The sequence below is a fragment of the Winogradskyella aurantia genome, from assembly GCF_002266855.1.
Taxonomy (GTDB): Bacteria; Bacteroidota; Bacteroidia; order Flavobacteriales; family Flavobacteriaceae; genus Winogradskyella; species Winogradskyella aurantia.
On sequence record NZ_NGJN01000005.1, the window covers coordinates 230410 to 248547 of the forward strand.

18 protein-coding genes are annotated in these 18138 nt (G+C 37.0%); 9 read left to right on the top strand and 9 right to left on the bottom strand.

Annotated features, from left to right (window positions below; genetic code table 11):
* Positions 1-12 precede the first annotated feature (12 nt).
* Both CA834_RS10710 and CA834_RS10715 read right to left on the bottom strand, forming a co-directional pair.
* Complete coding sequence (locus tag CA834_RS10710) at positions 13-963, bottom strand: glycosyltransferase family 2 protein (protein ID WP_094968693.1); 951 nt, start codon at positions 961-963, stop codon at positions 13-15.
* Between the two features lie 44 nt (positions 964-1007).
* Positions 1008-1538: a DUF4199 domain-containing protein gene (locus CA834_RS10715; protein WP_094968694.1), complete on the bottom strand. Its 531-nt coding sequence runs from the start codon at positions 1536-1538 to the stop codon at positions 1008-1010.
* A 158-nt stretch (positions 1539-1696) separates the two neighbouring features.
* On the opposite strand from CA834_RS10715, the gene CA834_RS10720 reads away from it, so the two are divergent.
* Both CA834_RS10720 and CA834_RS10725 read left to right on the top strand, forming a co-directional pair.
* Complete coding sequence (locus CA834_RS10720) at positions 1697-1948, top strand: type B 50S ribosomal protein L31 (protein WP_094968695.1); 252 nt, start codon at positions 1697-1699, stop codon at positions 1946-1948.
* 104 nt (positions 1949-2052) lie between these two features.
* Positions 2053-3228 carry a GlmU family protein gene (locus CA834_RS10725; RefSeq protein WP_094968696.1) on the top strand — a complete coding sequence of 392 codons (1176 nt, stop codon included), beginning with the start codon at positions 2053-2055 and terminating at the stop codon, positions 3226-3228.
* A 43-nt stretch (positions 3229-3271) separates the two neighbouring features.
* On the opposite strand, the gene CA834_RS10730 is transcribed toward CA834_RS10725, so the two are convergent.
* Positions 3272-4900 (bottom strand): ABC transporter substrate-binding protein, encoded by a 1629-nt coding sequence (locus CA834_RS10730; RefSeq protein WP_094968697.1) that lies wholly within the window; start codon positions 4898-4900, stop codon positions 3272-3274.
* Between the two features lie 45 nt (positions 4901-4945).
* Between CA834_RS10730 and mtaB the strand changes: the two genes are divergently transcribed.
* Positions 4946-6292, top strand: coding sequence for a tRNA (N(6)-L-threonylcarbamoyladenosine(37)-C(2))-methylthiotransferase MtaB (mtaB, locus tag CA834_RS10735; protein WP_094968698.1), 1347 nt, complete (start codon positions 4946-4948; stop codon positions 6290-6292).
* Positions 6293-6351: 59 nt separating this feature from the next.
* On the opposite strand, the gene CA834_RS10740 is transcribed toward mtaB, so the two are convergent.
* Positions 6352-6648: an N-acetyltransferase gene (locus CA834_RS10740; RefSeq protein ID WP_094968699.1), complete on the bottom strand. Its 297-nt coding sequence runs from the start codon at positions 6646-6648 to the stop codon at positions 6352-6354.
* Between the two features lie 184 nt (positions 6649-6832).
* Here CA834_RS10740 and CA834_RS10745 point away from each other — a divergent pair, with 184 nt between their 5' ends.
* From CA834_RS10745 to cls, 3 genes are read left to right on the top strand one after another with little or no spacing between them, the layout of a single operon-like run.
* Positions 6833-7501 (top strand): alpha/beta hydrolase family protein, encoded by a 669-nt coding sequence (locus tag CA834_RS10745; RefSeq protein ID WP_094968700.1) that lies wholly within the window; start codon positions 6833-6835, stop codon positions 7499-7501.
* Between the two features lie 42 nt (positions 7502-7543).
* The gene (locus tag CA834_RS10750; protein WP_094968701.1) at positions 7544-8479 is read left to right on the top strand and encodes a lytic transglycosylase domain-containing protein; all 936 of its coding nucleotides are present in this window, start codon (positions 7544-7546) and stop codon (positions 8477-8479) included.
* Positions 8480-8483: 4 nt separating this feature from the next.
* Complete coding sequence (gene cls / locus CA834_RS10755; RefSeq protein WP_094968702.1) at positions 8484-9932, top strand: cardiolipin synthase; 1449 nt, start codon at positions 8484-8486, stop codon at positions 9930-9932.
* Between the two features lie 9 nt (positions 9933-9941).
* On the opposite strand, the gene CA834_RS10760 is transcribed toward cls, so the two are convergent.
* Entirely contained in the window at positions 9942-10520 is a 579-nt protein-coding gene (locus CA834_RS10760; RefSeq protein WP_094968703.1) for a tetratricopeptide repeat protein, read from the bottom strand.
* 155 nt (positions 10521-10675) lie between these two features.
* Between CA834_RS10760 and rpmH the strand changes: the two genes are divergently transcribed.
* The 3 genes from rpmH to CA834_RS10775 all read left to right on the top strand — a co-directional run bounded on the left by rpmH (position 10676) and on the right by CA834_RS10775 (position 14731).
* The gene (gene rpmH, locus CA834_RS10765) at positions 10676-10837 is read left to right on the top strand and encodes a 50S ribosomal protein L34 (RefSeq protein ID WP_094968704.1); all 162 of its coding nucleotides are present in this window, start codon (positions 10676-10678) and stop codon (positions 10835-10837) included.
* A 97-nt stretch (positions 10838-10934) separates the two neighbouring features.
* Positions 10935-13787, top strand: coding sequence for a carbamoyl-phosphate synthase large subunit (carB, locus tag CA834_RS10770; RefSeq protein ID WP_094968705.1), 2853 nt, complete (start codon positions 10935-10937; stop codon positions 13785-13787).
* Between the two features lie 71 nt (positions 13788-13858).
* Positions 13859-14731: a T9SS type A sorting domain-containing protein gene (locus CA834_RS10775; RefSeq protein WP_094968706.1), complete on the top strand. Its 873-nt coding sequence runs from the start codon at positions 13859-13861 to the stop codon at positions 14729-14731.
* A 52-nt stretch (positions 14732-14783) separates the two neighbouring features.
* On the opposite strand, the gene CA834_RS10780 is transcribed toward CA834_RS10775, so the two are convergent.
* The 4 genes from CA834_RS10780 to rmuC form a co-directional block, all read right to left on the bottom strand.
* Positions 14784-15320 (bottom strand): acyl-CoA thioesterase, encoded by a 537-nt coding sequence (locus tag CA834_RS10780; protein WP_094968707.1) that lies wholly within the window; start codon positions 15318-15320, stop codon positions 14784-14786.
* Entirely contained in the window at positions 15313-16029 is a 717-nt protein-coding gene (locus tag CA834_RS10785) for a DUF3307 domain-containing protein (protein WP_094968708.1), read from the bottom strand. Before CA834_RS10785 ends, CA834_RS10780 begins: the two co-directional genes overlap by 8 nt.
* Positions 16026-16658: a SatD family protein gene (locus CA834_RS10790; protein WP_094968709.1), complete on the bottom strand. Its 633-nt coding sequence runs from the start codon at positions 16656-16658 to the stop codon at positions 16026-16028. Before CA834_RS10790 ends, CA834_RS10785 begins: the two co-directional genes overlap by 4 nt.
* Positions 16659-16761: 103 nt before the next feature.
* Positions 16762-18081 (bottom strand): DNA recombination protein RmuC, encoded by a 1320-nt coding sequence (gene rmuC / locus CA834_RS10795; protein WP_094968710.1) that lies wholly within the window; start codon positions 18079-18081, stop codon positions 16762-16764.
* Positions 18082-18138: the final 57 nt, after the last annotated feature.

The following is an 18138-nucleotide window of genomic DNA, read 5'->3' on the forward strand; positions in this document are numbered from 1 at the left end:
TTCTCAACAATTTCATGCCAAATTAATTTGGTCTTTTATGAAATAGCGTTGCTGCTGACGTTTAGTCCTAAGAATGAGTTCTCCTAAAAATCCTGCAATAAAGAACTGTGAGCCAATAATCATGGTGGACAATGCGAGATAAAACTGAGGCCGTTCTGTAATTAAGCGCCCCGTTGGATTTATAAATAGCTTGTCAATACCCAAATAAAATGCAAAGGCAAAACCGATAAAGAACATGAGCACACCTAGGGCTCCAAAAAGATGCATCGGCCGTCTTCCAAATCTTGATACGAACCAAATGGTAATCAAATCGAGGAAACCATTTAAAAAGCGATTCATCCCAAATTTAGTTTTACCATATTTTCGGGCTTGATGCTGTACCACTTTTTCAGTAATCTTCGTAAATCCTGCATTCTTCGCAAGAACAGGTAGGTAACGGTGCATTTCGCCATATACATCTATATGCTTAACTACAGTACTGTTATATGCTTTTAATCCGCAGTTAAAGTCGTGTAATTTAACTCCAGAAGTACGTCTTGCTGCCCAATTGAATAGTTTGGAGGGCAGATTTTTTGTTATTATTGAATCGTAGCGCTTTTTTTTCCAACCCGAAACTAAATCATAGTCCTCTTTGGTAATCATTTCGTAAAGTTCAGGGATTTCCTCAGGATTATCCTGTAAGTCGGCATCCATAGTAATTATAACATTACCTGTTGCTTGAGCAAAACCAGCATGTAAGGCTTGGGATTTTCCAAAGTTTTTTAAAAACCGAATACCTTTAACTTTAGGGTCTTTTTTAGAGAGTGCTTCAATGATATCCCATGAATTATCCGTGCTTCCATCATCTATAAAAATAATCTCATAGGAAAACGAATGAGATTGCATCACAGATACAATCCAATGGTGTAGTTCCTTTAAAGATTCGTCTTCGTTGAGTAGTGGTATAACTACTGATATATCCATAGCGGTGCCATCCTGATAGTTGATGTCAAAAATAACTAAATTATTTAAGCCGCATCAGGATCCTTTTTTTTCATAATAAGGGCAATTAAAAGTCCAACAATAGCGTAAAACAAAAACTGCCAAGCAAGGGATTTTAATAAGTTGACAACCGCAAACTGATTTGTGTTTTCCATTTCGGTTATCGCCATATCAATGGTTTCCTGCGGGGTTCCAAAATTCTCCATCATTGATACAGTGGCTTCTATGCTGGCCTGTTTTACAAGTTCTGCAGCTTCAGGGTCAACCACATTAAAAATCAAAATACTCACAACAGTGCTAATTAGTATGCCAACAACAATGGTTGTAAACCAAGCTGTGAAGGCTTCTTTAAATGAAATAAAACCATTTAGAATACTCTTGGCCTTAGCCGTTGATACAATGCCAATGACAATGATTAGTATAAATAATATGATTCCCAACCACCATTTTGTCAGGATTTCAATATTAACAGCATAGCCAATGATGGTGAAAGAGGAGAGGATGAGCCCAAGATAGAGACCGTATTGTATAGCAGATGATTTTAAGCTATTTTCCATTTTTATTTGATTTTTGGTTAGATCTAGTAAGTTAGTAATTAAAGATAATTAATTGTTACAGATATTAGGAAAATAATTAATACTAAATAATTGCAATTTTCATAAAAATACTTAAATTTGCACCTCGAAAAAATCGAATTTTATTAAAGCATTTAGTGATGAAAGCAGGAATACATCCAGAAAATTTTAGAGTAGTGGCGTTCAAGGATATGTCTAATGATGATGTATTTTTATCTAAATCTACTGCAGAGACAGGCGAAACCATTGAGGTTGATGGTGTGGAGTACCCCTTAGTAAAACTTGAAATTTCCAGAACGTCTCATCCTTATTATACAGGTAAATCTAAATTGGTTGATACCGCTGGTCGTATCGATAAATTTAAAAACAAATACGCTAAGTTTAAGAAATAATCGAACTTACAACGCAATTAAAAAGCCTTTCTCTTACCAGAAAGGCTTTTTTGTTTTAGGCTTTTAACCTACTTTTGATGGTGTAATTATATCTTCTTGCTCTTATGAATTATATCTTATTTGATGGTCCCTATCGCAATAACCTGTTACCTTTCACCTTTACAAGGCCTGTTGCAGACATAAGGGTCGGTATCCTCACTATTCGGCAAAAGTGGGAATCTCATCTTGAACTGACTACAACGACAGTGACAGAGGATTATTTGTCAGAAAAGTTTCCCATGGTTGAAATGGAAGAAAATATAATGATTAACGCTTGTTTCCTTCCTAATTTAGAGGTGGTGGCACAGCTTAAAATCCTTAAACAAAATCAAGCCTTGTTTAAAGATGAGGACGTGATTGCATTTTATGTGAAAGAAGGTGAAGAGGTCAGTGATTTTTCAACTTTTGAAGCTATAGAGTTCGAGGGTGATATTCTTAAAATAGAGCATACCTGGGATATTTTCGCAAAGAATGGAGAAGCTATTGCCGAAGACTTCGATTTAATTACAGCAGGCAGAACTTCGGAACCGATTCCTACTTCCGTTAATGTTCTCAATGCTGAAAATATTTTTATTGAGAAAGGTGCACAATTGAATTTTGCGACCTTAAATGCCAGTAACGGGCCAATTTATATAGGTAAAAATGCTGAAATAATGGAAGGGTCTGTTGTAAGAGGACCATTTGCCCTTTGTGATAGTGCCGTTTTAAAACTTGCTACTAAAATTTATGGCCCAACCACAGTAGGACCTTTCAGTAAAGTTGGCGGTGAGGTCAATAACGCCGTTATTTTTGGCTATTCCAATAAAGGGCATGACGGTTTTCTTGGAAATTCTGTTATAGGCGAGTGGTGTAATCTTGGTGCCGACACTAATAATAGTAATCTTAAAAACAATTATGCCGAAGTGCGTTTGTGGGATTATGACACGCAAGGTTTTGCTAAAACAGGTTTGCAGTTTTGTGGCCTTATGATGGGAGATCACAGCAAGTGTGGTATCAATACCATGTTTAATACAGGTACGGTTGTAGGGGTCAGTGCAAATATCTTTGGAAGTGGTTTTCCTAGGAATTTTGTACCTAGCTTTTCGTGGGGTGGCAGCAAAGGGTTTGTAACCTATAAAACCAGCAAGGCCTTTGAGGTCGCAGAGGTCGTTATGTCTAGGCGTCATGAAGTATTTACTGACCAGGACAAAGCCATTTTAGAACAGGTTTTTGAAGACACAAAATCCTTTAGGAGAGAATAAAGATTCTGAAATGAGATACAACTAAAAACTCGTCTCTCCTGGTTTATTTCTCCATTTTAGATTTAGTCACCGATTTTAATTCTAGAAGATTTGTGGCGTTTATACCTAAGCCGTTCACATTATTTCTAGTAAATCTCACCACCTCATCATAAAATAGCGGTACAATAGGAGCTGAAGTCATTACCAAAGAATCCATTTTCATATACAATTTAGCACGTATGTCTGGGTCGGTGACCAAATAGGAGGCTTTATATAAAGAGTCAAATACTTGATTTTTGTAATGTGTGTAATTTGGACCATTAGGTGCAAAATTCTTACTGTAGTACAGCGATAAATAGTTTTCTGCATCAGGATAATCCGCAACCCAACTCGCACGGAAAAAGTCCAACTGGCCGTTGGCTTTGGCGTCCTTTAAACTTGAAGCGGGAATGACATCTACATTAACCTTTAGCCCTATCTTTTGAAGCTCCCTTTGAATAAACTCGCAAAAGCTCAAATAATTGCTTGTAGTTGTCAAGGTTATTTCGGGCGTTTCTATCCCTGTTTCCATTTTAAAATCACTAATTAAGGCCTTGGCCTTTTCTGGGTGATACTTGTATCCAATAGAGTCTTTAAACCCAGGTAATCCTTTTGGAATAAAGCCACCGTTAGCAGGTATTCCAATGCCATTTCGTAAATAAGTCATCATTTTCAAACGGTCAAACCCCATGTTTATAGCTTGTCTAAGTTTAAGGGACTGAAGTTCATTTATATCAGTTTCCATAAAAAAGCCAAGATATTCCGTATTGAGATATGGGCCGCGTATCATGCGCACATCTTTACTGTAAAGCGGTCTCAACTTCCCATTTGCCGTGAGAATCTCATCTTTATAAGAAGCATCTAAACCTGAAACAAAATCAATGTTTCCTTGGGCAAACTGTAAAAACTCACTTTGCTTATCGGGTAAAAATGTTACGGATACAGCCTCCAAATACGGAAGAGCGTGTCCATTTTGGTCTTCTTCAAAATAGTTGTGATGTCGTCTAAAAACTAGTTTAATATTTTCCTCCCATCTTTTGAATTTAAAAGGACCCGTTCCTATGGGATTTGACCTAAAATTATTACCGTAATGCTCAACTATCTCCTTTGGCACCACTGAACAATATTTCATAGTCAATAAACCTAAAAATGCGGGAAATGGTTGTTTTAATTTTATCTGAAACGTAGAGTCATTTAAGGCTGAATAACGATTTACCTTATTCAACACCCAACTTCCCGGTGAAGCTAACTTTTTATCCCTTAGGCGATTAAAGCTATACACAAAATCTGAGGCCTTAACCTGTCTAGTAGAATCCTTTCCGAATAGGTGATGTTCATGAAAAAAAACATCCTTCCGCAACTTGAATGTATAGGTTGTCGCACTATCTGATATGGACCAACTTTTGGCTATACAAGGTCGAACCTTAAGTGCGGTATCCATTTGTACCAAGCCATTAAATAGCTGATGAGTCGCCCAAATATCTGCTAAATCTTTAGAAAAAGCAGGATCTAATGAGCTAATGTTTTTATGTTCGTTGTACCTAAAGACTAAATGGTCTTTTTCACTCTTGGACTTTGAGCTACACGATGCTATTAGAAGTAGGCCAATACACCCAATTACTAATCTGATTGATACATCAATAGGTTTTCGCATATAACGAATATGTTGTAAATTTGCCACCTTGGTAAAAATACAAGAATGGAGCCAACAAAAAAAGTCGCATTTTATACCTTAGGTTGCAAGCTTAACTTCTCCGAAACTTCCACTATAGCACGAGGGTTTGAGACTGAGGGTTTTAATCGTGTGGACTTTAAGGACAGGGCTGATATATACGTTATAAATACGTGCTCTGTTACCGAAAATGCGGATAAGCGCTTTAAGACCATAGTAAAGCAAGCCCAAAGAAATAATCCGAATGCCATTGTCGCGGCTATAGGCTGTTATGCTCAGCTTAAGCCTCAAGATCTGGCAGATGTTCATGGAGTTGATTTAGTTTTAGGTGCTACAGAGAAATTCAATGTCAATTATTATATCAATGAGCTTTTAAATACTCCTGATCGGAATACTAGTGGTGGAAAGGTTCATTCTTGTTCTATTGAAGATGCCGATTTCTATGTGGGCAGTTATTCTATAGGTGACAGAACAAGGGCATTTTTAAAAGTCCAGGATGGATGCGATTATAAGTGCACGTATTGCACTATACCTTTAGCAAGGGGTATTTCACGAAGTGATACCATGGAAAACGTGTTGACCAATGCACGAGAGATTTCTGAAAAGGGTATTAAGGAAATAGTACTTACCGGTGTTAATATTGGCGATTACGGGAAAGGCGAGTTCGGAAATAAAAAGCATGAGCACACTTTTTCAGACTTAGTGACTGAATTAGATAAGGTTGAAGGTATTGAGCGCTTGCGAATTTCATCAATTGAACCCAATCTTCTCAAGAATGAGACGATAGAATTGGTTGCTCAATCACGTGCCTTTGTTCCACATTTTCACATACCCTTACAAAGTGGCAGTAACTATATCCTTAGAAAGATGAAACGGCGTTATAGGCGTGAATTATATGTGGATCGCGTTACTAAAATCAAGGAGGTCATGCCTCACGCTTGTATTGGCGTGGATGTTATAGTTGGCTTTCCAGGGGAAACAGATGAATTATTCTTGGAAACGTACAACTTTTTGAATGCTTTAGATATTTCCTATCTGCATGTTTTTACTTATTCAGAGCGCGACAATACCGAAGCTGCGGAAATGGACGGGATTGTGCCCAAAGCCGTTAGGGCTAAACGGAGTAAAATGCTGCGAGGACTCTCAGCTAAAAAAAGACGGGCTTTTTATGAGAAGCAATTAAATACGACTCGCAGGGTTCTTTTTGAAGGCGAAAATAAGGGAGGTTATATTCACGGATTTACAGAGAATTACGTGAAAGTAAAAACGCCTTGGAATCCAGAACTGGTCAATACGCTTCATACAATAACCTTAAGCACTATTGATGATGACGGTTTGGTGAGGTTCGACTTTAGAAAAAAAATGGTCTCCTAAAAATAAAAAACCCGTAATCCTCTGGGTTACGGGTTTCAAAATTCTATTTCCTTTTCAAATTATATTCTTATACCTACAGGTAACATTCTTTTATACTTTCTATTGCTTCGTACAAATTTGGCTATTTGAGGACTCGTTGGGACTACACTTATATTCCTTTCTTTTATATTATCAAAAACCATAGCTAAAAATTCTTTTTCAAAATCCTCAGACTGTATAGTATCTGGAATGACCATTTTTGTTAGAAAAATTTTACGCTCTTGTAGAGAATATTCTATGACGGCCATATCATTGTCAACCTTTAATTCAAATTGTCTTAAAAAATCATTGTCAATCAATTCAGCTGTTTCTGTCATAATTTATAGTTTTAATACGTTAAGGGATGGCGTGTAGATACTGCGTTTTACAGATTAGCGCTTTGCAAAGGTACAAAAAAATAAGCAAACAGCTTGTTTACAAGTGTTAAAACCTGTTGGTATTGCTCGGTTATCCCTTATCTTTACCTCAAATTACGAGAGCTTAAAGCATTTCTTTTTTAAAATGGAAAATGAAATCACCCATGTTTATTTAATGCCGGGTATGGCCGCTAATCCATCTATTTTTGAATATATACATTTGCCAGAAGACCGCTATAAAATTCATTGGTTGGAATGGCAAATCCCAAAAAAAAATGAAAGTTTCAGGGCCTATGCGAAACGGATGTGTTTATGTATTGAGTTTGAACAAGTGGTTTTATTAGGGGTTTCATTTGGAGGTATGCTAGTGCAAGAGATGTCAAAATATTTAACGGTCAAAAAACTTATTGTTGTTTCGAGTGTCAAATCCTATCACGAGTTACCTAAGCGACTAAAACTATTGAAATATACCAAAGCCTATAAAATACTCCCTACCCAATGGGTCGCAAATATTGACTTACTCGCTAAATACGCGTTTGGGGAAACCATTAAAAAGCGTGTTGATCTTTATAAAAAGTATCTCTCGGTAACGGACAAAACGTATTTAGATTGGGCCATAGAGCAGATCGTGTGTTGGGAGCAGGATAAGCCTATACCAGGTGCAATTTACATCCATGGCGATAAGGATTTGGTTTTTCCGAACTCTTGTGAAGGCAACTGTATTGTTATAAAGGGAGGTACGCACATTATGATACTTAATAAGTATAAATGGTTCAATGAAAATTTACCCAAGTTAATAGAATCCTCAATTTGAAAGAATTAATAAGATTACTTACATTTAAAAAAAATTAAAGCCATGCAAGCATTAAAGAATATATTAGCAATTGTAGGTCTGATTTCTATTTCAGGTCTATTCATTTTCTCTGTTCAAAAAGCACCATCAGATGAAACTTTAGGAAAGGAGAAGCCTTTGGTTAACGATTACAACGTCTATGCCTTAGAGATGCCTGAAGGGCTTAATTTTGCAGGTGAATCAGTGCCTGTAAAAGATCCTGATATCTATGAGCGTATGGACAGGGAGTTACTTGTAAATACCTACTGGCAGTCAAACGGACTTTTAATGTTTAAGCGCGCCCAGAAATACTTTCCGATTATTGAGCCTATTTTAAAGGAAAATGGTGTTCCAGATGATTTTAAATATTTGGCGGTTATTGAAAGTGGTTTAACGAATGCTGTTTCACCAGCCGGGGCTCGAGGGTTTTGGCAAATAATGAAAGCAACAGGTAGGGAAAATGGACTTGAAATAAATGATAACGTAGATGAGCGTTATAATTTGGAAATGGCAACGAAAGTAGCTTGTGACTATTTAAAGGGAGCTAAAGAAAAATTTGGAAGCTGGACCCTTGCTGCAGCTTCCTATAATGCTGGTGTAGCCGGTATTTCCAATCGACTGGAGGACCAAAACGTCAGTGATTATTACGATTTATTGTTGGGAGAGGAGACCGGTCGCTATATTTTTAGAATTGTAGCACTTAAGGAAATACTTTCTAACCCTTCTAAATATGGCTTTAATTTTAATAAAGATCATTTGTATCAACCCATCCCATCTTTCAAAGTTGAAGTGGATTCAGCGGTTACTGACTTTTCGCAATTTGCAGAGCATTTTGGCATCAACTACAAGATACTAAAACTACACAATCCGTGGTTGCGCGAAAAACACCTTAACAATAAGTCTCAAAAGGAATATATTATAGAAATCCCGAAAAAGGGATACTACTCTACAGCGCCATAGTCTATTGGAATACATCAAAACCCACATTTGGACGTTGCTGGTCGCCATTAACTACGCTCTGGCGATAGCTCTAATTGTTTTTATTCTTTTCAAACAGTTGAACCCCAGTAAGACCATTAGTTATATTTTGGTTTTGATGGTTTTTCCCTTTCTTGGCCTAATTGTTTATGTCTTATTCGGGCAAGATTATCGCAAAACAAAGATTTTTGATCGCAAGAATATTTTAGATCAACAAATTGTTAAAGAGCTTCTAGATAAATTAAAGTTAAAAAAGAGTCAGGAAGACCAGGTCGAAGAGATCCTTCAGGAAAAATCTAAGTTATTTAAACTCATATACAACGGAGAAAAATCCAAGTTAACTACGTACAACCATGTTCGTGTTTTAATTAACGCAGAGGAAAAGTTTGAAGTTCTGTTTTCAGACTTAAAAAAAGCAAAACATCATATTCATCTGGAGTACTATATTTTTAACGACGATGTAATTGGGACAAAACTTATAGATCTATTGTGTAAAAAGGCACAGGAAGGTGTTGAGGTAAGGTTTGTGTATGACGATGTAGGGAGTAAAATCTCATCTAAAAACAAACGTCGTTTAACCGAGGCTGGCGTTTTGCACTTTCCGTTTATGCCAGTACTTTTTTCTGGCTTGACAGGAAAAATGAACTATCGCGACCACCGTAAAATTATAGTTATTGATGGCGAAATAGGGTATCTAGGTGGTATTAATATTGCTGATCATTACATTAACAGTGGTAAGACTGACTATTGGCGGGATACACATATAAGAATTGATGGAGAAGCGGTTAAACCTTTACAAATTTTATTTTTTACTACATGGGACTTTGTTCAAGATGGTGGCATAAAACTTTCAGCGTCTTACTTTCCTGAGTATCGACCCAATAATAGATCTGGTGTTCAAATTATATCGAGTGGACCGGATACTGATTGGCCAAATATTATGGAGGCCATTTTTGCCGCAATCACGGCGGCTAGGTCCTTTATTTATATAACAACGCCATATTTTATTCCAAATGATGAAATTTTAGCCGCACTTCAAATTGCAGCACGCAGCGGTGTTGAGGTCAAACTTTTAATACCATATACTTCGGACTCTTGGATATCAGGTTCAGCAACAAACTCTTACTTACAGGTGATGTTAGAAGCTGGGGTTGAAGTATACCGTTATAAAAGAGGATTTATTCATGCCAAGACTATGGTTTTAGACGATGAGGTATGTTCCGTGGGTACAGCAAATATGGACTATCGCAGCTTTGAAATCAATTTTGAAGTCAATGCTTTTATTTACGATAAGGAAATCAGCAAACAATTGAGAATGCAATTTCTAGCGGATTTGGAGGATGCTGAAGTGCTAAGTTTAGACACCTGGGAAAAACGCCCACTAGGGAGAAAACTGATAGAATCGCTTTCTAAATTATTAGCACCTTTACTTTAAGGTTTAAACCTATCTTCTGCTTCTTCTGTTTTGTCTAGACGAGGTTGGCTGCCCGTAATGTTGTTTGGGAATGGACGCTTTTTTCATTTGCTGCTTCATCATTTTTATTTGTTCGGCTAACATATCGCGCTTATCGAGTTTTTCTGCTTCAGATAATAATTTTTTGGCCTCTTGTTTTCTTCGCTTCGAAAATGCTATTCCCGCCAGATTTAACTTTGCCATAGCCAAGTCATGGTCCATGGAGAGCCCCAAATCTATAGCTTTTTTAAAATATTTTTCAGCTTCAATCATATTGGTTTGCGATACCATAATGCCGTTGAGGTAATTGAGGTAACCTTGCTGCTTTTTAACCAAGGCCCCTTTGGGATTCTTAATTTTGTCAAGCCACTTCTTTGCCCCTTCAAAATCTTGTTTACGCAGCCTTAAAAAGGCAAGAAGAATAAATTCGTTCTTGAAGTATAAAAATATGAATACGGTGGAAAGTAAAATATACATTATGCCATTGCCAATGTATCCCTCAGTAAATTGATAGATGGCATAGGCTATAATTAATGCGGCAATGACTAGTTTTATATTTTTGTTGAACATGTGTCTTTTGTTTTTTGCGGTGCGCAAAGTTATGAAAAACAATTAAAATTTATTTATTAGCCCTCTTGTTTAAGTAAAAAGTTGTTGTATATTTGCACGCAGTTTTGAGATAGCCCAGTAAAAGGGAAATAAAAGTATTTTAAAGATATAGTACAATGAGTAAAAGAACGTTTCAACCGTCTAAAAGAAAGAGAAGGAACAAACACGGTTTCAGAGAGAGAATGGCTTCTGTTAACGGAAGAAAAGTCTTAGCCCGTAGAAGAGCTAAAGGAAGAAAAAGATTGTCTGTATCTTCAGAAGCAAGACATAAAAAATAATGATTAACAATTGTTAATATTTAAAGGTGTTACTTAGGTGTAACGCCTTTTTTTGTACCCTATTGATAACTATTTTTACACACCAAAAAATAACTTCATGCCAAAGAATAAAAACTTAAAATCTATACTTCTAATTGGTTCTGGTCCAATAATCATAGGTCAGGCTTGTGAATTTGATTATTCAGGATCCCAAGCCCTACGTTCATTGCGCGAAGATGGAATTGAAACTATTCTTATCAATTCTAATCCCGCCACTATTATGACGGACCCAACAATGGCAGACCATGTATACCTGTTGCCATTAACCACTAAATCAATTATAAAAATCTTAAAAGAGCATCCGCACATAGATGCTGTTTTGCCTACAATGGGAGGTCAAACGGCTTTAAATCTTTGTATAGAGGCTGATGAGAAAGGCATTTGGGAAGATTTTGGTGTAGAAATCATTGGTGTAGATATAGATGCTATCAATATTACGGAAGATAGGGAAAAGTTTAGGGATTTAATGGGTAAGATTGGTGTTGGTATGGCACCACAGGCAACGGCAACATCATATTTAAAAGGAAAGGAAATTGCTCAAGAGTTTGGCTTTCCTTTGTGTATAAGGGCATCATTTACACTTGGTGGAGCAGGAGCTTCAATTGTGTATAATGAAGAGGAATTTGACGAATCCTTGACACGAGGACTAGAAATTTCCCCAATACATGAAGTAATGATTGATAAAGCTCTTTTGGGCTGGAAAGAATACGAATTAGAACTGTTGCGCGATAAAAATGACAACGTAGTTATCATTTGTACCATTGAAAATATGGATCCCATGGGTATTCATACAGGTGATTCCATTACCGTTGCGCCTGCTATGACCTTATCGGATAAAACATTCCAAAAGATGCGAGATATGGCCATTCATATGATGCGCAGTATCGGAGATTTCGCTGGTGGTTGTAATGTTCAGTTTGCTGTTAGTCCTGATGAAGAAGAAGACATCATTGCTATTGAAATTAATCCAAGGGTATCTAGATCCTCAGCCTTGGCAAGTAAAGCTACAGGTTATCCAATTGCCAAAATTGCAGCCAAGTTGGCCTTAGGCTATACGTTAGATGAATTAAGCAACCAAATTACAAAATCAACCTCCGCTTTATTTGAGCCAACACTAGATTACGTCATAGTAAAAATTCCACGTTGGAATTTTGATAAGTTTGAAGGTTCCGACAGAACTTTGGGGTTACAAATGAAAGCGGTAGGAGAGGTTATGGCCATTGGGCGATGTTTCCAAGAGGCGCTTCATAAAGCAACCCAATCACTGGAAATAAAGCGTAATGGTCTTGGTGCAGACGGAAAAGGCTATACCAACTACGACCAAATCATTGAAAAACTAACCTTTGCAAGTTGGGACCGCGTCTTTGTAATTTATGATGCTATCGCTATGGGAATACCACTAAGCCGCATCCATGAGATTACCAAGATAGATATGTGGTTCTTAAAGCAATACGAAGAACTATTTCATTTAGAAAAAGAAATCTCTAAATATAAAATTGAGACCATTGAGCGCGAATTACTTCTAGAAGCCAAGCAAAAAGGTTATGGGGATAGACAGATTGCGCATATGCTAGATTGCTTGGAGAGTCAGGTATATAATAAACGGCGCGAATTTAAGATTAATCGTGTGTATAAACTAGTTGACACTTGTGCTGCGGAATTTAAAGCACAAACGCCCTATTATTATTCAACATTTGAAAGTGAGGTTGAATATGCCGATGGAACCGTTACGGTTGATAACGAGAGTATTGTCACTGACAGAAAGAAAATCATTGTTTTAGGTTCAGGCCCAAATAGAATTGGTCAAGGTATTGAGTTTGATTATTGTTGTGTTCACGGTGTTTTGGCAGCGGCAGAATGCGGCTATGAGACTATCATGATAAATTGTAATCCCGAAACTGTATCAACCGATTTTGATATTGCTGATAAACTCTATTTTGAGCCTGTATTCTGGGAACATATTTACGATATCATCCAGCACGAAAAACCTGAGGGTGTCATTGTTCAATTAGGTGGTCAGACCGCATTGAAATTAGCAGAAAAATTAGAGCGTTATGGTATAAAAATAATGGGGACAAGTTTTCAGTCCTTGGATCTAGCTGAGGATAGAGGGAGTTTCTCAAATATTTTGAAAGATAATAATATTCCATATCCACAATTTGATGTAGCCCAAACCGCTGATGAAGCATTGGCAATAGCCGAGGTTTTGGATTTCCCAATTTTAGTGAGACCCTCCTATGTGCTAGGAGGTCAAGGGATGAAAATTGTAATCAACAAAAAAGAGCTTGAAGAGCATGTTATTGATTTACTTAAATCAATTCCTGGAAATAAGCTATTGTTAGATCATTATTTAGATGGTGCTATAGAAGCCGAGGCAGATGCTATCTGCGATGGTGAGAACGTTTATATTATTGGTATCATGGAGCATATTGAGCCTTGTGGTATTCATTCAGGCGACAGTAATGCCATATTGCCACCATTTACCTTAGGTGAACTGGTCATGCAACAAATAAAAGACCATACCAAGAAGATTGCCTTGGCACTAAACACGGTCGGACTGATAAATATTCAGTTTGCTATTAAGGATGACGTTGTATATATCATAGAAGCCAATCCAAGAGCGTCGCGTACAGTGCCTTTTATCGCAAAGGCCTACAAGGAACCTTATGTAAATTATGCGACCAAGGTCATGTTGGGAGAGAAAAAGGTTACGGATTTTGACTTCAATCCACAATTGGATGGTTTCGCTATTAAGCAACCTGTATTTTCATTTAATAAATTCCCTAACGTGAATAAAAAACTGGGTCCTGAAATGAAAAGTACAGGAGAAAGTATTTTATTTATCGAAGGCTTAAATGATGATCAGTTCTACGATTTATACTCTAGGCGTAAAATGTACTTGAGTAAGTAGATTCATTCTTTACATTTTTTTTAGATTTTTATAAAGTTATAATTAGTACTTTCGTAGCATAAATTGTTTGTATGAAAAGAACTTTACTTTACGCATTAGCTTTTTTTGTTACTCATTTTGCGATGTCCCAAGTTAGTCTAAATCAGGTTGATGACTTTGAGGACGGCTCTACAGAAAATTGGGTTGAGGCAGCTAGTTCAGCGGCTCAGGCAGAGAATATATCCAGTGATGGACCTGCAGGCGTAAACGACAATTATTTAAGAGACTACACCACACAAGCTCCAGGCGGCCCAGGCTCGCGAATGATTATCAGAAACTTAACACAATGGTCAGGTAATTTTACAGCGGCCGGTGTTGAGTCTGTTACTATGGACGTGCGAGCCTTAAATGTGGATGTAACTGTTCGTGTTTCTATAACAGGTCCAGGAGGAAAATTTTCATCCTCAACCGGTATAGTTGTAACGGCGGGTTCTGGTTGGACTCAAGTCTCTATTCCAATTGCCGGGTCAGATATGGTTTCAGTATCAGATGGAAATGATGGTGGTTCCCCAGGAACCGATATTAATGCAACTCTATCTGGTGTTACGGAGTTTAGAATATTGAGTAATCCATCCCCTTCTTGGATAGGCGAAGTTACCGATGCGGAAATGCATTTAGATAATATTACAGCGTCTGGTTCATTAAGCGTGGTTGATTTTGAGAATCAGCAGTTAGGCTTTAGCATTTCACCAAACCCTGGAAAAAATAAATTAAATATCAGGTTTTTAGATACCCATAATGATTTAACGGTTGAGGTTTTTGATGTTTTGGGAAAGCGAATCTATAAATCTGCACTCACACGTTTAGAGTCATCCATTAACGTCTCTAATTGGAAGAGTGGTGTGTATTTGGTTAAGGTTTCGGATAATGAATCAACCAAGACAAAACGTTTTATCAAGCAATAGATTAGAAAAATATTTTATGTAAAAGCCATTCCAATTTCGGATTGGCTTTTTTTTAGAAGTCTATTTTAATGCGGTAATCCTGTAGATGTTCTAAATAGTCATCAACATTTTTATAAACGAGACTTAAGGCCTCATTTTTACTAGTTTCACTTTCTCGCCTTTTAATTGCTTTTATAAAACGCTTCGCATCGATTTTATTCTTTAGTATTAATCCGGGAACGTTAACGGTATTGCCAGAATTATCTATAGCTACCATGGTAAAATAGGAGGAATTGCAGTGTTTTTTGGTTCCTGTTTGGATGTTTTCGGATACGACACGTATGCCAACAACCATGGACGATGTGCCAACATAATTTATGGATGCCTTCATCGTTACCAATTCTCCAACCTCAATGGCATTTAAAAAATCCACTTTATCAACTGAGGCAGTGACACAATAACTTCCAGAGTGCTTGGAAGCACAGGCAAATGCTATTTGGTCCATTAAGCCCAAAATAAAACCACCGTGAATCTTACCTCCAAAATTTGTATTTGAAGGAAGCATAAGTTGGGAAATTTCTATTCTGGATTCTTCAACTGTTTTATACATAAGAAAGGAGATATAAATATAACAAGCTTATCACAATGGCAATTCCAAAACTAATCAAGGTACCTATTAAGATATATTCGGTCAGCTTGCGTTCTTTGGCAGCGGTTAAGTCCCCAAATCGGAATACTGACTTAGCTGTTATTAAAAAGCCAACAGCTTCCCAATGGTTAACCAGTATAAATATAAAAACTAAAAGGCGTTCTAAGATGCCGATATATTTTCCAGCATCCTTTAGTGACTCGCTATTCTTGGTAAGTTTTGAGATGTTCCACTTGTTAAAAATAGTTTTCATAATGATTGATGTGGGCATGGTAAGAAAGACTGAGCAAGTAATTAACAGCAAATATTTAGATGTCAATCCCCAGTTTAAAGTAATAGATTCTCCAGTTATAATAATTACTGCGGCAATAATGGAAATTATGTGAAGTAGTTGGTCAATAAAGAATAATAGTCGTTCAGTCCTCTTTGTTTGAAGTATGAGTTTCAAAGTATCAATGACAAAGTGTGCGGTGCCAATTACAACTACAAGTTTCCAAAGCGATAAGTCCCACAGAAATAGGAGCATTAAAATAACGTGGATAAGAATATGCACATATAGCCATATTGACTTTAATTTGTGCTTGGCTTTATCTTTAACCCATTTTCGCGGTTGAAGGAAAAAGTCTCCAATCAAATGGGCAAGAATAAGTTTAAGTATTATTGCTGTCATAGTGCATTGGTTTGTTTGGCAAATGCAGATATTTTAGTCCTGAATAAGGCGTCAAGTTCCAATATTTCATCGAGATGTGCTCTTTTTTGGCGTTTGCTCACTGCATCTTGGCTTATATTAACGAGCTTAGCCAGTTCAGATTGAATCACATTTGGGTGTTCTAAACTCAGTTTAACTATTTCGGCTGAGTTTACTGTCCAACGGTCCATAGCTATGAGAGCAAGCTTAAAATATAGATTGAGCTCCTCATTCAGTTGATTTGATTTAGTTCTTATTTTTAAGTTTTGCTTTTCTTTTTTTAAGGTCTCAAAGGTCTCCCCTGAAAACTGAAAGGCCTCACCATTAGATTCGCTTACAGAGTTGCCACTATAGGTCTTGTTGCCTATGCCTATAGACAGTCTTACATCTAAACCTTTAATGGTCTTTATACAGGCTTTGATATAAACGGCGGCTTCGAAACTTTTAGGATATTGGGGGTATTCTAATTGAAAGCTATCACCGCGATATATTTCGTATTGTGATGCATCCAAACTTAGCGTCTTTAAAGCATACTTGAGTTCATCTAGCCATATACTTTGGTTTTTTACTGCTCTAGACTTTATGATATCACCTGTAATTACACTGGTCATGCTTATGCATTTTCAGTAAAAGTATGCCTTTTTTATGGAATAAACAAAATTATGCCTTTTTAGTGGAATATTTAAAATTATGCTTATTATCAGAAACGTGTAATCACTCCTCGTCAGTTGCGCGTTTAATGATACTTTCAGGTAATGATTTTTTCGCTTTGGCTCCCATTTTTTTGATTTTTTCAACGCGTGAAATCAGGTTGCCCTTGCCCTCAACCAACTTATTCATAGCAGCTGAATAGTCGTTTTTTGCAGCATCTATTTTTTTACCTACACCGGTTAAATCCTGAACAAGACCTTCAAACTTATCATATAAAGCACCTGCTTGTTTGGCAATTTCAATGGCATTTTGTTGTTGCTTTTCATTATTCCACATGGAATCGATAGTACGGAGCGTGGCTAATAGGGTGGAAGGTGTTACGATAACGATATTTTGTTCAAAGGCTTTATTGTATAAGCTATTATCTTCATTAATAGCAACGGCAAAGGCAGGTTCAATGGGTATAAACATCAACACAAAATCAGGTGATTCAATATCGTATAAATCCTGATAGTTTTTAGCCGAAAGCTGATCTACATGCTTCTTGATGGAATTGACATGTGCTCTTAGGTGTACTCCACGTTCATCGTCATCGGCATTCACTAAGCGTTCATAATCCGTCAACGATACTTTAGAGTCAATAATCATTTTCTTAGAATCAGGTAGATGTAGCACCACATCTGGCATAACCCTAGTACCATCTTCGCGCTGAAAACTTTGTTGTACAAAATATTCACGGTCTTTTTCCAATCCCGATTTTTCAAGAACACGCTCTAGAACCAATTCGCCCCAATTTCCTTGGGTTTTGCTATCACCTTTCAAGGCTTTGGTAAGATTAGTGGCCTCCTTGGCCATTTGAAGATTAAGGTCTTTTAAACCCAGTAACTGTTCCTTTAAGGCAGAATGCATACTAATGCTTTCTTTTTGTGTGTCCTCAACTTTTTTCTCAAAGGTTTTTATCTTTTCCTCGAGAGGATTCAATATGTTCTTTATATTTTCCCTATTCTGAAGCGTAAATTTTTCCGATTTTTCATCAAGAATTTTTGAGGCCATTAATTCAAAATCCTTGCGCAATTGCTCTTGTTGTTTTACGAGCTCTTCGTCGCGCCTAAGGTTCTGCTCTTGAAGATGTTCAAATTCAGTATTTCGACGGGATAATTCCTTACTCAAAAAATCTTTTTCTTTTCTGATATCTTCGCGCTCGGTCTCCACTTTTTCAATCGTCTCTTTGAGATCAGAAATAGTCGCATTCATTTGAAGTTGGCGTTCTTCCAAAGCGCTTTTATCACCTTTGCTTTTAAGTTGGGCGAACCTTAGACCAAAAAAAGCACCGATTCCTGTTGAAACGACAATGGCAAAAAAGAGAATAAGGGTATCATTCATTGTTGAAATATCTGTGTTCTCAAATATAAATCTTAATGTTTAAAAACATAAACGAAT

Coding starts and splice junctions, on each gene's coding strand:
- rpmH (WP_094968704.1), top strand. CDS start 10,676: ATGAGTAAAAGAACGTTTCAACCGTCTAAAAGAAAGAGAAGGAACAAA.
- mtaB (WP_094968698.1), top strand. CDS start 4,946: ATGGAGCCAACAAAAAAAGTCGCATTTTATACCTTAGGTTGCAAGCTT.
- CA834_RS10745 (WP_094968700.1), top strand. CDS start 6,833: ATGGAAAATGAAATCACCCATGTTTATTTAATGCCGGGTATGGCCGCT.
- CA834_RS10725 (WP_094968696.1), top strand. CDS start 2,053: ATGAATTATATCTTATTTGATGGTCCCTATCGCAATAACCTGTTACCT.
- CA834_RS10740 (WP_094968699.1), bottom strand. CDS start 6,648: ATGACAGAAACAGCTGAATTGATTGACAATGATTTTTTAAGACAATTT.
- rmuC (WP_094968710.1), bottom strand. CDS start 18,081: ATGAATGATACCCTTATTCTCTTTTTTGCCATTGTCGTTTCAACAGGA.
- CA834_RS10750 (WP_094968701.1), top strand. CDS start 7,544: ATGCAAGCATTAAAGAATATATTAGCAATTGTAGGTCTGATTTCTATT.
- CA834_RS10780 (WP_094968707.1), bottom strand. CDS start 15,320: ATGTATAAAACAGTTGAAGAATCCAGAATAGAAATTTCCCAACTTATG.
- carB (WP_094968705.1), top strand. CDS start 10,935: ATGCCAAAGAATAAAAACTTAAAATCTATACTTCTAATTGGTTCTGGT.
- CA834_RS10760 (WP_094968703.1), bottom strand. CDS start 10,520: ATGTTCAACAAAAATATAAAACTAGTCATTGCCGCATTAATTATAGCC.
- CA834_RS10785 (WP_094968708.1), bottom strand. CDS start 16,029: ATGACAGCAATAATACTTAAACTTATTCTTGCCCATTTGATTGGAGAC.
- CA834_RS10715 (WP_094968694.1), bottom strand. CDS start 1,538: ATGGAAAATAGCTTAAAATCATCTGCTATACAATACGGTCTCTATCTT.
- CA834_RS10730 (WP_094968697.1), bottom strand. CDS start 4,900: ATGCGAAAACCTATTGATGTATCAATCAGATTAGTAATTGGGTGTATT.
- CA834_RS10775 (WP_094968706.1), top strand. CDS start 13,859: ATGAAAAGAACTTTACTTTACGCATTAGCTTTTTTTGTTACTCATTTT.
- CA834_RS10720 (WP_094968695.1), top strand. CDS start 1,697: ATGAAAGCAGGAATACATCCAGAAAATTTTAGAGTAGTGGCGTTCAAG.
- CA834_RS10790 (WP_094968709.1), bottom strand. CDS start 16,658: ATGACCAGTGTAATTACAGGTGATATCATAAAGTCTAGAGCAGTAAAA.
- CA834_RS10710 (WP_094968693.1), bottom strand. CDS start 963: ATGGATATATCAGTAGTTATACCACTACTCAACGAAGACGAATCTTTA.